18 protein-coding genes are annotated in these 14,678 nt (G+C 40.1%); 3 read left to right on the top strand and 15 right to left on the bottom strand.

Annotation, left to right across the window (positions count from 1 at the left end; genetic code table 11):
* Nucleotides 1-31: 31 nt before the first annotated feature.
* The 8 genes from FFU37_RS01595 to zapE all read right to left on the bottom strand — a co-directional run bounded on the left by FFU37_RS01595 (nt 32) and on the right by zapE (nt 6,559).
* The gene (locus tag FFU37_RS01595) at nt 32-469 is read right to left on the bottom strand and encodes a ClpXP protease specificity-enhancing factor (protein ID WP_138488541.1); all 438 of its coding nucleotides are present in this window, start codon (nt 467-469) and stop codon (nt 32-34) included.
* The gene (gene sspA, locus FFU37_RS01590) at nt 469-1,095 is read right to left on the bottom strand and encodes a stringent starvation protein SspA (RefSeq protein WP_002957965.1); all 627 of its coding nucleotides are present in this window, start codon (nt 1,093-1,095) and stop codon (nt 469-471) included. Before sspA ends, FFU37_RS01595 begins: the two co-directional genes overlap by 1 nt.
* An 80-nt stretch (nt 1,096-1,175) precedes the next feature.
* The gene (locus FFU37_RS01585; protein ID WP_002957964.1) at nt 1,176-1,925 is read right to left on the bottom strand and encodes a cytochrome c1; all 750 of its coding nucleotides are present in this window, start codon (nt 1,923-1,925) and stop codon (nt 1,176-1,178) included.
* Nucleotides 1,922-3,187, bottom strand: a complete 1,266-nt coding sequence (locus tag FFU37_RS01580; RefSeq protein WP_002957963.1) for a cytochrome b — start codon at nt 3,185-3,187, stop codon at nt 1,922-1,924. The genes FFU37_RS01585 and FFU37_RS01580 overlap by 4 nt, the downstream gene beginning before the upstream one ends.
* Nucleotides 3,187-3,777, bottom strand: coding sequence for a ubiquinol-cytochrome c reductase iron-sulfur subunit (gene petA, locus FFU37_RS01575; protein ID WP_002957962.1), 591 nt, complete (start codon nt 3,775-3,777; stop codon nt 3,187-3,189). The genes FFU37_RS01580 and petA overlap by 1 nt, the downstream gene beginning before the upstream one ends.
* Before the next feature lie 581 nt (nt 3,778-4,358).
* A complete protein-coding gene (gene rpsI / locus FFU37_RS01570; protein WP_024595789.1) occupies nt 4,359-4,751 on the bottom strand; it encodes a 30S ribosomal protein S9 in 393 nt (130 codons plus the stop codon).
* Nucleotides 4,752-4,759: 8 nt separating this feature from the next.
* Nucleotides 4,760-5,188, bottom strand: a complete 429-nt coding sequence (rplM, locus tag FFU37_RS01565) for a 50S ribosomal protein L13 (RefSeq protein WP_002957960.1) — start codon at nt 5,186-5,188, stop codon at nt 4,760-4,762.
* A 282-nt stretch (nt 5,189-5,470) separates the two neighbouring features.
* Nucleotides 5,471-6,559, bottom strand: a complete 1,089-nt coding sequence (zapE, locus tag FFU37_RS01560; protein ID WP_002957958.1) for a cell division protein ZapE — start codon at nt 6,557-6,559, stop codon at nt 5,471-5,473.
* 134 nt (nt 6,560-6,693) lie between these two features.
* Here zapE and FFU37_RS01555 point away from each other — a divergent pair, with 134 nt between their 5' ends.
* The 3 genes from FFU37_RS01555 to FFU37_RS01545 all read left to right on the top strand — a co-directional run bounded on the left by FFU37_RS01555 (nt 6,694) and on the right by FFU37_RS01545 (nt 9,804).
* A complete protein-coding gene (locus FFU37_RS01555; RefSeq protein ID WP_002957957.1) occupies nt 6,694-7,137 on the top strand; it encodes a Z-ring associated ZapG family protein in 444 nt (147 codons plus the stop codon).
* Between the two features lie 129 nt (nt 7,138-7,266).
* A complete protein-coding gene (locus tag FFU37_RS01550; protein ID WP_024606350.1) occupies nt 7,267-8,619 on the top strand; it encodes a Do family serine endopeptidase in 1,353 nt (450 codons plus the stop codon).
* A gap of 102 nt (nt 8,620-8,721) precedes the next feature.
* Nucleotides 8,722-9,804 (top strand): trypsin-like peptidase domain-containing protein, encoded by a 1,083-nt coding sequence (locus FFU37_RS01545; protein ID WP_024595792.1) that lies wholly within the window; start codon nt 8,722-8,724, stop codon nt 9,802-9,804.
* An 86-nt stretch (nt 9,805-9,890) separates the two neighbouring features.
* Here the strand turns inward: FFU37_RS01545 and murA are convergent, their stop codons facing one another.
* The 7 genes from murA to FFU37_RS01510 are packed head-to-tail and all read right to left on the bottom strand — an operon-like array spanning nt 9,891 to nt 14,555.
* A complete protein-coding gene (gene murA, locus FFU37_RS01540; protein ID WP_002957954.1) occupies nt 9,891-11,150 on the bottom strand; it encodes a UDP-N-acetylglucosamine 1-carboxyvinyltransferase in 1,260 nt (419 codons plus the stop codon).
* Nucleotides 11,151-11,163: 13 nt separating this feature from the next.
* A complete protein-coding gene (locus FFU37_RS01535) occupies nt 11,164-11,421 on the bottom strand; it encodes a BolA family protein (protein ID WP_002957953.1) in 258 nt (85 codons plus the stop codon).
* Nucleotides 11,422-11,426: 5 nt separating this feature from the next.
* Complete coding sequence (locus FFU37_RS01530; RefSeq protein ID WP_002957952.1) at nt 11,427-11,720, bottom strand: STAS domain-containing protein; 294 nt, start codon at nt 11,718-11,720, stop codon at nt 11,427-11,429.
* A complete protein-coding gene (locus FFU37_RS01525) occupies nt 11,713-12,393 on the bottom strand; it encodes an MlaC/ttg2D family ABC transporter substrate-binding protein (RefSeq protein WP_039485391.1) in 681 nt (226 codons plus the stop codon). The genes FFU37_RS01530 and FFU37_RS01525 overlap by 8 nt, the downstream gene beginning before the upstream one ends.
* A 5-nt stretch (nt 12,394-12,398) precedes the next feature.
* A complete protein-coding gene (mlaD, locus tag FFU37_RS01520) occupies nt 12,399-12,947 on the bottom strand; it encodes an outer membrane lipid asymmetry maintenance protein MlaD (protein WP_002957950.1) in 549 nt (182 codons plus the stop codon).
* Between the two features lie 13 nt (nt 12,948-12,960).
* Entirely contained in the window at nt 12,961-13,740 is a 780-nt protein-coding gene (gene mlaE, locus FFU37_RS01515) for a lipid asymmetry maintenance ABC transporter permease subunit MlaE (RefSeq protein ID WP_002957949.1), read from the bottom strand.
* A complete protein-coding gene (locus FFU37_RS01510) occupies nt 13,740-14,555 on the bottom strand; it encodes an ATP-binding cassette domain-containing protein (protein WP_080945050.1) in 816 nt (271 codons plus the stop codon). The genes mlaE and FFU37_RS01510 overlap by 1 nt, the downstream gene beginning before the upstream one ends.
* Between the last annotated feature and the right edge of the window lie 123 nt (nt 14,556-14,678).

The following is a 14,678-nucleotide window of genomic DNA, read 5'->3' as shown; positions in this document are numbered from 1 at the left end:
TACTAAGCGGTTTTTTTTTGGCATTTACTTATTATTTAATAACGCGTAAATGAGAGCCTTTTTTCTTCTGTGGCTTTTCTGGTGGTGTTTCATCAATAAATTCAGCTGATGAATCAACACTTTCAAGCTCAGGCACAAAATCGTCTTCGTCCTCTAAAAACTCATCTGCAGTAAAGACTGTTCCTTCGCCATTTTCACGCGCGTATATTGCAAGCACAGCACCTAGAGGCACAAACACTTGCATTGGCTGACCACCAAAGCGCGCATTGAAGCTAAGTTGGGTTAAGTCTAACGAAAACTGTGTGACCGCTGATGGACTTATGTTTAAAACAATTTGTCCGTCTTGAACAAACTGTGTTGGCACTTGTACATTTGCAAACCCAGCGTCTACCACTAAATGCGGTGTACACTCGTTATCGACTATCCAATCAAAAAAAGCACGTAATAAATAAGGACGATTAGGCGTCATTATAAACGGATCTCACGCTCAGCTTCAGTTAAAGAGGCTTGGAATGACTCACGTTCAAATAAACGGATCATGTACTCTTTAAGCTCTTTAGAACCTGCACCATTAAGCTCAATACCAAACTCTGGTAAACGCCATAATAGTGGAGCTAAATAACAGTCTACTAAGCTAAACTCTTCACTCATAAAGTAAGGTGCTTCGCTAAAAATAGGTGCTACAGCAAGTAATGCTTCTGTTAGCTCTTTACGAGCTTGAGCAGCATCTGACGTATTGTTACTGATTTTGTCAGCTAGGCTGTACCAATCAGTATCAATACGATGCATCATTAAGCGGCTACGACCACGCATTACCGGGTAAACAGGCATTAGTGGAGGATGAGGAAAACGCTCATCAAGGTATTCCATGATGATGTTTGCCTGGTATAAACCAAGCTCACGGTCAATCAGTGTTGGCACTGTGCCGTAAGGGTTAATTTCGTGAAGTGCTTCTGGCAAGTTATCTTTTTCAGCCAAATGAATATCTACACTTACACCTTTTTCCGCAAGTACAATACGTACTTGGTGGCTATACATACAGTTAGCACCAGAAAAAAGGGTCATTACAGGGCGCTTATTGGCAGCTACGGCCATGCCTATACCTCCATTAAATAACTAAAACAGCAAAAGGGGCTTAAGCCCCTATTGCAAAATTACCTTTAAAAATGTTCAACTTAATGAACATCTCTCCAGTATTCTTTCTTAAGCATAAATGCCAAGATAAATAGAATTATTAAGAATCCTATTACCTTAATACCTAGCGCTTCCGATTCAAGACGTGAAGGTTCACCCACGTACTCAAGGAAGTTTGTTAAATCACGAGCCGCTTGGTCGTATTCATCTACGCTTAATTCACCCGTACCATCAGTTTCAGTAGCAATAACTTTGGTCACAGTGTGGCCATGTTCTTCTACTTCTTTAGTGATAGGCGTTGGTAAACCTTGTAGTTCTTGAAGAACATGAGGCATACCTACCGATGGAAAAACAATATTGTTAACTCCAAACGGGCGAGATTCATCTTTATAAAACGATTTTAGGTACGTGTAAATATAATCTGGTGATTTTACACGTGCAATAAGAGTTAAATCCGGCGGAGCCGCACCAAACCATTTTGCTGCATCGTCTTTTGTAATTGCGTTGGTGATATGGCTACCTACTTTAGAGCCGTCAAAAATTAACTGCTCTAAACCAACTTCTGTTGGGATACCGATATCACGAAAAGTACGCTCATAACGTTGATACTGCATTTGGTGACAACCAAGACAGTAGTTCATGAACAACTTTGCACCGCGTTGTAAAGATGGTTGATCAGTAAGGTCGTTATTCGCTTCCATTAAAGGAACCGACGGACCTGCTGCCATAACCATGTTAGGCAACAAGTTTACTGATAAAGCAAATAAACCAATAATAAGCTTCTTCATCATTTCGTTAACCTCTCTGGCAATGGCTTAGTTTTTTCGTTCTTACTGTATACAAACAACAGTACGAAGAACATAAAGTAAGTCACAGTACAGATTTGAGAAATAATCGTTTTCATATCAGTTTGTGGAGTTGCACCCACCCAACCAAGAAGAACGAAAGTTACAACAAAGCCTGCAATGTTCCATTTATGGAAACCACAACGGTAACGAACCGATTTAACTCTACCACGGTCTATCCAAGGTAGTAATGCAAGTACTACAATCGATGCACCCATCGCCGCAACACCGATTAACTTATCAGGGATTGCACGTAAGATTGCATAGAATGGCGTAAAGTACCAAACCGGGAAAATATGCTCAGGTGTTTTAAGTGGGTTAGCTGCCTCGAAGTTTGGACCTTCTAAAAAGAAGCCATTCATCGCCGGCATAAAGAACACAACCCAACAAAACAGTATTAAGAAACCAACCACACCCACAATATCTTTAACTGTGTAGTAAGGGTGGAACGGTATCGCATCAACAATGTCTTTTTTGTTAGTGTAATACTCATGGAATTTAAATTTAGGCTTATCTTCTTCAGCTACTGAGCCTTTCTTACGTTTAATCTCAATACCTTCAGGGTTATTTGAACCCACTTCGTGTAGAGCAACAATGTGTAAGAAAACTAAGATTACAATAACCAGTGGTAGTGCAATTACATGTAATGCAAAGAAGCGATTAAGCGTTGCACCTGATATTACGTAGTCACCACGGATCCAAAGTGTTAAGTCATCACCAATAACCGGAATAGCACCGAATAATGAAATGATTACTTGTGCGCCCCAGAACGACATTTGGCCCCATGGTAATAAGTATCCCATGAATGCTTCAGCCATTAGCGCTAAGAAAATGAACATACCAAATAACCACAGTAATTCACGCGGTTTTTGGTAAGAACCGTAGATCATGCCACGGAACATATGCATATATACAACGATGAAAAACGCTGATGCACCTGTTGAGTGCAAGTAACGTAGTAACCAGCCATATTCTACATCACGCATGATGTACTCTACCGAAGCAAAAGCACCTTCAGCAGACGGAACAAAGTTCATAGTTAACCAAATACCTGTTAGGATTTGGTTTACTAGTACTAACATGGCTAGTGAGCCAAAAAAGTACCAGAAGTTAAAGTTTTTAGGTGCTGGATACTGTGCAATGTGCATGTTCCAAACACGTGTCATTGGGATTCGGTCGTCTATCCAACCAATAATCTTACCAAACATTAGGCTACCCCTCTTTCTTCGCCCACTAAAATAGTGGTGTCATCTAGAAAAGTATAAGGTGGTATTTCTAAGTTTAATGGTGCAGGTACCGATTGAAATACTCGACCAGCCATATCAAATTTAGAACCGTGGCACGGGCAGTAGAAACCGTCATCAGTCCCTTCTACTTTCTCACCAAAATTACCTTGTAAAAAGCCTGGTGAACACCCTAAATGCGTACAAATACCTACAGCCAAAAATATTTCTGGACGTAATGAACGGTAATCATTTGTTGATGATTCTAATTGTTGTGGCTCTTGCGATTGCGGATCACGAAGTTGACCTTCATGTTCTTTCATCTGCTCAAGCATTTTTGGGGTACGTGATACAACCCATACAGGTTTACCACGCCACTCGACACGTATTAATTGTCCAGGCTCAAGTTTGCTGATATCTACTTCTACAGGCGCACCCGCAGATTTAGCTCGCTCACTTGGATTCCAAGACGCAATAAAAGGAACAGCAGCCCCAGCCGCACCAACACCACCTACAACAGAGGTAGCTATGGTTAAAAAGCGACGTCGGCCATTGTCTACAGGCGCATTGCTCATCCACTTATCTCCACTATGATTCTCAACACTTGCTATATTGAGAACATCAGTTACAGCAGGTTAATTATTCGAAATTTTTAAAATAGAAGCGATCATAATTAAAACCCTTGATTAAAACAAGGTTATTCAAAGCCCCATGCTCGAATAAACCTGACTTGATCAAAAATTTGATTAAGCTAGCTCGAGAATAAAGCCGAACGACTATAATAACGCTTCTGTAAAAACAATATACTGACCGAGATCAACACCACTAAGAGGAAACAGTAAAAACTGTACATAGTGTCGTTAAACTCACTCATTTTACTTCCACGCCAATTGTAGCAAAAAATTCCACCAATTAACTGATGGATTTAAACTAATTACGATAATTATTTAACTTTTTTGCAGCTATCTGAGTGTTTTTTAACTTTCGTTCGATTAATACGCAGTTATTAATAAATTTGATCATCATTAATTACAGCAATACCAAGTATGGCGACCGCTATAAACAAATTTAAATTAAGTAGCAAATGTAAACTTTTTGATTTGAAAACAAAAAACCCAGCATAAGCTGGGTTTTTGAATTCTTGATAACGTATAGATTAACGTTTTGAGAACTGTGGACGCTTACGCGCTTTCTTAAGACCCACTTTCTTACGTTCAACTTTACGTGCATCACGTGTAACAAAACCTGCTTTACGAAGTTGTGGACGTAGTGACTCGTCAAACTCCATAAGTGCACGAGTGATACCGTGACGGATAGCACCAGCTTGACCAGTTGTACCACCACCAGAAACGGTGATGTAAAGGTCAAATTTTTCAGTCATATCAACTAGCTCAAGAGCTTGATGAACAACCATGCGTGCTGTTTCGCGACCAAAATACTCTTCTAGAGAGCGTTTGTTGATTACGATGTTACCAGTGCCTGGGCGTAAGAATACGCGAGCACTTGAACTTTTACGACGACCTGTACCGTAGTATTGATTTGCCATGATGGTGCTCCTTAAATGTCTAGAACCTGAGGCTGTTGTGCAGCATGGTTATGCTCAGTACCTGCGTAAACTTTAAGTTTACGGTACATAGCGCGGCCTAAAGGACCACGTGGCAACATGCCTTTTACAGCTTTCTCGATGATCATTTCAGGCTTTGCAGCTTGAAGTTTATCAAAAGTAGTAGACTTAAGGCCACCTGGAAAACCAGAGTGAGCGTAGTACACTTTATCTTTGAATTTGTTACCAGTTACAGTAACTTTTTCAGCGTTGATAACGATGATGTAATCACCAGTATCTACGTGAGGAGTGTATTCAGCTTTATGCTTACCGCGTAGGCGGTGAGCGATTTCAGTAGCGATGCGACCTAAAGTTTTACCTTCAGCGTCAACTACGTACCAGTCACGTTTTACTGTTTCTGGTTTAGCAACAAACGTTTTCATTTATAAAAATCCAATGTTTTTCAATTAAAACCACAAGTAGTTAATATTAACTACTGCTCTAAGTTTGCTATAACCCCTTCGAGTTTTAGACTTTTGCGCCGCTCACAAGTGGCTAGACTATATGAGGACATAGAACGCAACGTGGCAGACGCGGGAGTATACCAGCACTTAAAACACATTGCTACTCGCCGGTTGTTTTTTCCACAAGAAATTTCAGAAATAAGAAGTACTATATATGTACCTCTTTTTTATAGTTGCCCTATTACACATTTACTTACTTATTTAAACTAAATGCTCTCTAGCTAAATATTCTAAGGATTGCATTTCTTGTAAACGACTAATACAACGCTTAAATTCAAAGTTTAAATTACCTTGGGTATAAAGTTCGGTAATAGGTTTTTCAGCCGATATAATTAAAGTTACATGGCGCTCATAAAATTCATCCACTAAAGCAATAAAGCGTCTAGCAGCATCATCATTAGTTTGCCCTAGCTGTTTTACGTTAGAAATAATCACCGTATTGTATAAGCGGCTAATCTCCATGTAATCGACCTGGCTACGTGCTGTTTCGCACAACTCACTAAACTCAAACATCACAACGCATTTAGCTACTTTACGCGTTTTGATTTTTCGCCCTTCTATCTCTATCGGCTCATCTAATTGCCCAGGCTCTGGCGATAACTTATCGAAGTACTCAAATAGATTCTTATCCGCATCTTCATCTAACGGACTATGAAAAATTTCAGCTTGCTCTAAAGTACGTAAGCGGTAATCAATACCTGAATCTACATTAACTATCTCGGTATTTTTTTTAACAAGCTCAATTGCTGGCATAAAACGCGCTCGTTGTAAGCCATTTCTGTAAAGCTCATCAGGCACTATATTAGAGGTTGCTACAAGTACTATGCCCCGTGCAAATAGCGCTTCCATTAAGCCACCTAATAGCATGGCATCAGTAATGTCTTGTACAAAAAACTCATCAAAGCAAATAATGTCTGTTTCTGCTTTAAAAGTGTCAGCAATTTTTTCTAATGGATTAGCCGTATTATTTAGCTTTTTAAGCTCGTTATGCACTCGGTGCATAAATCGATGAAAGTGCACACGCATTTTACGTGTGCCCGGTAATGATTCGTAAAAAGTGTCAACTAAATAAGTTTTACCACGCCCTACTCCCCCCCAAAAGTACAAACCTTTTACAGGCGCAGGTTCTTCTTTACTAAATAGCTTAGCAAAAAAGCCTTTTTGTTTTGGCTTTGTCTGAGTTAGGTCATCGTATAGACGTTGTAAATGGCGCACAGCATTTTCTTGTGCTGCGTCGTGTACAAAGTCATCTCGCTTTAAGTCTTGTTGGTATGTTTGCCAAGGAGTCATATCTATTTACAGTTAAAACACAGTTTAATTTGCAAAGCATATTAACACGCATCATAACTCGGGGTATATTACACTTAGTATGATTTATAATTGAATCGGCATTCGTTAGTTATTTTCCCAAAGGGGTAGTTTTTATGGGTACAGTTATGTGGGTAGGTTTGATTGTTATTGTTGCTGTTGTAGCATTTTTTATTGGCGCATTTGTTACTAAAAAACAGTTCAAACAAGATGAATTAAAAGAGCAAGCAGAGCAAGCTGAAAATGCGTTAGAGCAGTATCGTCAAGATGTAGCTGATCATTTAGCGAATACTGGTAAGCTCGTAAATAAAATGAAAGAAAACTATGATCAACTGCTTAGTCACGTTGAAGAAACAAACCAGCTTCTTCTAGAAGATAGAAATAAAGCACCAGCTGAACCATTCTTTTCAAAAGAAACAACAGAACAACTGCAGGCTTCATTAAAAGAGCGTCAATGCGATCGTTCTACAGCCGCAGCACAACCAGCTGATTATGTATCAGGTGAATCAGGTTTATTTGCTGGTCAAAATAAAGTTTCAGAACATTCTAAAGCATCTTGATGAACTTTTTTTTGACCCCATAGTCTTTAGATATAACAGCTTTGTTGTTTTATCTTAATAAACCGAAAAGGGCTGCTGTAAAGTAGCCCTTTTTGTTTTGCTTTATCTTAAGTGGAGTTACCCCAGACTATGAAAATGAAATTATCACTTATCAGCGCAGCTATTCTATCTACAAGCTTGTTAATGAGCCCTGTAGCGTCTTATGCAAAAATGCCAATTGCAGTAAATGGTCAACAACTACCAACTCTTGCCCCCATGCTAGAGAAAATATCTCCAGGTGTTGTAAGTATCCAAGTTTCAGGCTCAAAAGAAGTACGCCGCCGTGCAGATCCGCTTGAATACTTTTTTGGACAGCAACAGCCTCGCAGTCAAAAGCGTCAATTTAGTGGATTAGGCTCTGGGGTAATTATTGATGCTGATGAGGGTTATGTAGTTACTAATAATCACGTAATCCAAGATGCCGAAAAAATGGTAGTAACCCTCGAAGATGGCCGTGAATTTGAAGCAACTAAAATTGGTACTGATACAGAATCAGACATCGCTCTTTTACAAATAGACGCTGATGACTTAACTGAAATAAAACTCGCAAATTCAGATAGTTTACGAGTGGGCGACTTTGCTGTCGCTATTGGTAACCCATTTGGACTTAGCCACACAGTTACATCTGGTATTGTTAGTGCTCTTGGCCGTAGTGGTTTAAATATTGAGGGCTACGAAGATTTCATTCAAACCGATGCTGCTATCAACCAAGGCAACTCTGGTGGTGCATTAGTTAACTTAAACGGTGAATTGATTGGTATTAACACTGCTATTTTAGGTGCTTCTGGGGGTAACGTGGGTATTGGTTTTGCCATCCCATCAAACATGATGAAAAACTTAGTTGATCAAATTGTTGAACACGGTGAAGTACGCCGAGGTTCGCTGGGTATTTCTGGCCGCCCACTTGATGCAGGCCTTGCAAAAGCACAGCAACTTGACGTTAAACAAGGTGCTTATGTAATGCAAGTAATGGACGACACTGCTGCAAGTAAAGCAGGTATAAAAGCAGGTGACGTAATTGTTAGCATTAATGGCGGCGATATTAGTGGTTTCCATGAACTACGTAGCAAAATTGCTACGCTAGGTGAAGGCCGCGAAATAAAACTAGGTATTTACCGCGATGGTAAAATTAAAACGGTAAAAGTAACTCTTGATGGTGCATCAGGTGTTACAGCGACAGGCGAAGAGCTGCATCCTGCGTTCCAAGGCGCGACACTTGAAAACGTGCAAAAAAATAGTAATAAAGGTGTTGAGGTTACGTCTGTAGACCCTCGCTCACCTTCTGCCCGTGTTGGCCTTGAAGAAGGTGATATTATTATGCAAGTGAATCGCCAACGAGTAGAGACTATTCGTGATATGAATAAGATTATCGAAAACACCAAAGGTAATATCGTACTTGGCGTGCAACGTGGTCGTGAGTCTATATTTATTTTAATTCAGTAATAAATAGCACTATTAATGTAATAAAAATAACAGTGGCACTTGCCGCTGTTATTTTTTTTATGTCATCATAAAGAGATTGCTCACTTACATAATAAGAAAACTGTGCTGAAATTAATAAAATTTATTCTTCCCCCTTTATTTGCAGGTCTAAGTATTGCTTTTTTAGTGGTTTTTTTCAGCCCTAATATGCGAGCCGCCTTACTTCCTAATGTTCCCCTTCCAAGCGCGATGAGTGCGAGTCACCTGAGTTTTTCTGATGCAGTCAAACGAGCAGCTCCTTCTGTAGTTACTATTTTTTCAGAAAGCATTTCCAAAGAACCTCGTTATAAAAGAAAAAACACGGTACAAGAGCTAGGCTCTGGCGTCATTATGTCGCAAGACGGTTATATTCTTACTAACTACCATGTTGTGAATAATGCAGACCAAATTATGGTTATCTTAACCGATGGCCGACGCTTTTTTGATGTGCAACTAATTGGTTTTGATACCATTACTGATTTAGCCTTACTTAAAATCAATGCAGATCACCTCCCGGTGATTCCCGTAAACGATAGCTATGTATCAAATGTAGGCGATGTTGTACTTGCTATAGGCAACCCGCTTAACTTAGGGCAAACAATCACTCAAGGCATTATTAGTGCAACGGGTAAGCAAAAAATTACAGATAGCCCTTACAATAACTTATTGCAAATGGATGCAGCTATTAACGTGGGCAACTCCGGCGGCGCATTAGTTAACTCCAATGGTGATTTAGTCGGCATTACTTCTGCACAATTTAAAACGCGTGAGAACTTGAATATTCAAGGAATATTTTTTGCGGTTCCTTACTCACTTGCTAAAAAAGTGATGGGTAAACTCATTCGTCACGGTCGCGTTGTACGCGGCTATTTAGGCTTTGAAGGCACAGCAGTAGATAGTACAGGTAAAGAAGTAAACGACAGCCTAACGCCGGTTACCGGCATGCGCATTACTAATTTAGACCCTTTGGGGCCAGCATGGCAAGCAGGCATTGAAGAGCAAGATATCGTCATTAAAATTGCAGGGCTTTCGGTAGCAAACCCACAAAAAGTGCTTGAAAAAATAGGTAATACGGAGCCCGGTAAAGAAATAGAATTTGAGCTATACAGAGATGGGAAAATAGAAAAAATCATGGTCGTGGTAGCTGAGCTTGAAACAAAGCTTTAATAAAGAGTAATACCAATCGTCAATAAAAAGGTCGGATAGCAATTTGCGTATCCGACCTTTTTAAAATAGCTTAACTAGCTATCTACTTAGCTACTTCTACGTTTAATATTTGCGCCTAATGCACTTAGTTTATCTTCAATGCGCTGATAACCTCTATCAACGTGATAAATACGGTCAACAACCGTTTCACCTTGTGCCACTATACCCGTTAAAATTAAACTAGCTGAAGCGCGCAGGTCGGTTGCCATCACTTGCGCACCCGTTAAGCTTTCAGTCTCACCACAAATTGCGGTATGCCCTTCTAAACGAATATTAGCGCCCATACGCTGCAACTCTGGTACATGCATAAAACGGTTTTCAAAAATCGTTTCTGTGATCGTTGCACTACCATTTGCTACTACATTCAATGCTGTAAACTGAGCTTGCATATCCGTAGGAAAACCTGGGTGTGGAGCTGTTTTAATATTCACGGCTTTAAGTTCTCGGCCGCGCATATCAAGATAAATACTATCGTTATGTACTTCTAGGTGTGCATTCGTAGCACGTAGCTTTTCAATCACAGGTTCAAGAGAATGAAAGTCTGTATTTTTACAAAGTACTTCACCGCCAGCCATTGCTGCTGCGACTAAAAACGTCCCAGTTTCAATTCGGTCAGGTAAAATACTGTGTTCACAGCCTGCTAAACGCTCAACGCCCTCAACTTCAATGCGGCTAGTACCTGCACCTGTGATTTTAGCGCCCATAGCAATTAGGCAGTTAGCTAAATCAATTATTTCAGGCTCGCGTGCCGCATTATCAAGTATGGTTTTACCATCAGCGAGGGCCGCTGCCATTAATAGGTTTTCGGTAGCGCCTACGCTTACCATTTCCATAAAAATTTCAGCGCCTTTTAAGCGACCATTTACCTTGGCATTAATATAACCATTTTCAACGTTTATTTGTGCGCCCATGCGCTCCAAACCTTGAATATGAATATCAACCGGGCGAGCACCAATGGCGCACCCACCAGGTAAAGAGACTTGAGCTTCACCAAAACGTGCAACTAGAGGGCCTAATGCAAGCACAGAGGCGCGCATTTGCTTTACTAAGTCATAAGGCGCTAATGTTTTATTAACCGTTGCACCGTCAATTACTAGGGTATCGCCCTGCCAATTAACATCTGCACCTAAAGTTTTTAATAAGGCTTCAGTGGTCACTATGTCGCGAAGACGCGGTACATTAGTAAATATACTTTTACCATCAGCTAATAGTGAAGCAAATAAAATAGGAAGTGCGGCATTTTTAGCGCCCGAAATAGTCACTTCACCAGCAAGTGAAGTGCCACCTTGAATTACAAATTGATCCATTAGGAGGCCCTAGTTATTGCGGTAAAATGAATTTTTGTTCACGCTTCCACTCTACAGGAGTAAATGCACGAATAGATACTGCGTGAATTGTCCCATCTGAAATTGTATTCATTAATGGACCATAAACTAGCTGCTGCTTTTTAACTCGGCTTAAACCGTCAAAGCATTCGCCTACTGCAACAACTTCATAATGACTACCATTGGCTTTTACATGTACTTCAGCTAATTGAAGTTCTTCGCGTAATAATGTTTCGACTTGGCTAGTTTCCATAACTCTCACTCAAATAGGGTTGTAACCTGACCCAATTGCATTAAATTTTGCAACTGCTCAGGTAGGTTTTGCAATTCAAGGCGAATGCCTTGCTGCTTTAATTCTGCAAAAGAGTGAATTAACCAAGCTAAGCCTGCTGTGTCAACCCTTGATACTCCACTTAGGTCGAAATAGATGATTTTATGCTTAGTTAATAACTTATTGTTCAGAAGCTGTTCATCGCCAATTGAATTTCGAGTAAGCTCACCGCTTACTCCAAAATGTTGTCCATCAACTTGGCTTATTGCCAATTTAGTCATTCGAGTTACTGCCTCTAAACTGAACTGGTAGCTGACTCTTTTGCTCTAAAAGGTTACTTACATTATCAATACCTTGCTGGCGCAAAATACCTTGTAACTCACTTTGTTTTGCATCTAGTAGACTAATACCTTCGGCAATCATATCGTACGCGCGCCACTCACCGTCGCGGTCTTCGCGTACTTTAAAATCGATTCTGATATCAGGTTTACCGTCTTCAATAATTTTAGTCTTAACAACAACAACGTCTTTACCTTTAAACGCTTGCTCTGCACCAAACTCAACTTTCTGGTTTGTGTATTGAGTAAATACACCTGCATAAGTAGCAACTAAGTACTCTCTAAATACACCAATAAAGCGTTGAATTTCTTTAATTGCTTTGGCCTTTTCAGCCTCGTCGGTAATTGCACGTACTTTAGATACTTCACTGCCAAGTACACGAAGTGCTGCATATTTATAGTCGATATAAGGCATTAATTCCTCTTCGACTATTACGCGAAGGTATTCTTGATCTTTAACAATTAATGGCTGATCTTTTTTAATGCGCGCAAATGTATTATCGGCAACTTGGCGTACCATTTTATTAGGATCGACTAATTTCACATCTGCTGCACTTACGCTTTGAGTTAGCGTCATTGTGCCAATTGCTACAATAGCTAAAAACTTTTTCAACATAATAATTACTCACTACCTTGGTTGAATAAAAACTGCCCGATTAATTCTTCAAGTACAATGGCAGACTTAGTATCAGTGATTGAATCGCCATCACCTAGTGCTTTACTTTCCACACCAAATAAATCGTCAATTGCTTCATCTTGCTTGTTTTCTGTCACTGTTTCGCCTAAACAACGTTGCTTAGCAGAATCTGGAGAAATTACAGGGTGAATACCCAAGTACTGCTCACCTAAAATACCCGACGTTAAAATAGAGATTGAGCTTGTGTCTGAAAAACGACATAAGTACTGTGCGTCAATGGTCATATTAACGACTGGTAAAAACTCTTGTGGGTGAACATAAATTGATTCAACACGACCAATTACAACACCACCTACTTTTACCGGCGCACGCGCTTTTAACGAGCCGATGTTTTCAAACTTGGCATTAAGCGTATATGTTTCGCCAGAGCCACTAATACCTGAATTGGCAACTTTAAGTGCAAGCATCGCAAAAGCTAAAATGCCAAGTGCTACAAAAAAACCAACTAAAATTTCTAATTTCCGTGAATTCATTATCTATACCCTATTAGCTGGTAAACATTACCGCTGTCAAAATAAAGTCAAAACCTAAAACTGCTAATGACGAATGAACAACCGTTTCGGTGGTTGCTTTGCTGATCCCTTCTGAGGTCGGCACACAGTCATATCCTTTATAAAGCGCAATCCAGGTCACCACTATGGCAAATACAAAGCTTTTAATAATACCGTTTAGTATGTCTTGCTGAAACGACACTTGCGATTGCATGATTGACCAAAAGCTACCTGTATCAACCCCCAGCCAATCTACGCCCACTAAATGAGCGCCTATAATTGCTACAGCTGAAAATATCAATGCAAGCAATGGCATGCTTATAAAACCCGCCCAAAAGCGCGGTGCAATAATACGTTTTAGCGGATCGATTGCCATCATCTCAAGTGATGAAAGTTGCTCTGTTGCTTTCATTAAGCCAATTTCAGCTGTCAAAGCGCTACCTGCACGTCCTGCAAACAGTAATGCAGTAACAACCGGGCCCAGTTCTCGCAATAAACTCAGTGCCACTAACGGCCCTAAACTATCCTCAGCGCCATAACCAACTAATACGGTGTAACCTTGTAGAGCCAACACCATGCCGATAAACAAACCCGACACCATAATAATCAGTAACGATTGCGAACCCACCATATAAAGTTGGCGAACAAGTAACGGTGTGCCTTTTTTAAAATTAGGAACATGCGCAAGCGCACTAAACAGCATATAAGCCGAACGGCCAAGAGCCGCAAAACGTCCTAGCGTTTTATGCCCTAGCTTTTGAAATAAATCCAACATTATGCTTTTTCTCCAAGTAGTTCGTCTGCATAAGCCTGAGCCGGAAAATGAAATGGTACTGGACCATCCGACAAGCCTTTTAAAAACTGTTGAACTAAAGGAGATTCATGATTACGCATTTCATCTGGAGTACCAGAACCAATTACCCCTTGATCGGCGATAATTATAACGTGTTCGGCAATACTCATTACCTCTGTTACATCGTGCGTCACGATTAAAGACGATAAACCTAATACTTCGTTAAGCGACTTAATTAGCTTAACCAATACGCCCATCGAAATAGGATCTTGCCCTGCAAATGGTTCATCGTACATGATTAGCTCTGGATCAAGTGCTATAGCGCGTGCAAGTGCAGCACGCCTTGCCATACCGCCGGATAACTCAGAGGGCATTAAATCTTTAGCGCCACGTAGTCCAACCGCTTGCAATTTCATTAACACAACTAATCGAATCAGGTCTTCACTTAGCTTTGTGTGCTCTCTTATAGGAAACGCGATATTGTCAAATACCGACATATCAGTAAACAACGCACCACTTTGAAAAAGCATACTCATTTTAGTACGTGCTTCGTATAACTCTTTACGAGACATTTTAGGAATGCTGCCACCTTCAAATAAAATATCACCTGAATCTGGTTTAAGCTGACCACCAATTAAACGCAACATAGTGGTTTTGCCAATTCCGCTTGGCCCCATAATCGCAGTAATTTTACCTTTAGGAACGCTAAAACTCATATTTTTATATATGGTTCTATTGCCTCTCGAAAAGCTAACATCCTTGACTTCTACTATTGATTGCGACAAGTCGCTCTCCATAAAAATGTTCACTAGTGCCCCTATTTTAAAGCTTTTTTGTCAAAGATGGAAAAAACAATTCGTAAGATTTTGTAATACACCCATGAAAAGGATTATAAGACTCGCTTAAAACAGCTTAACCCC

Origin of the sequence: Pseudoalteromonas distincta, from assembly GCF_005877035.1 — a bacterium.
GTDB lineage: Bacteria > Pseudomonadota > Gammaproteobacteria > Enterobacterales > Alteromonadaceae > Pseudoalteromonas > Pseudoalteromonas distincta.
Note: the sequence above shows the minus strand (reverse complement) of the source record. Positions and strands in the feature narration are given on the sequence as shown.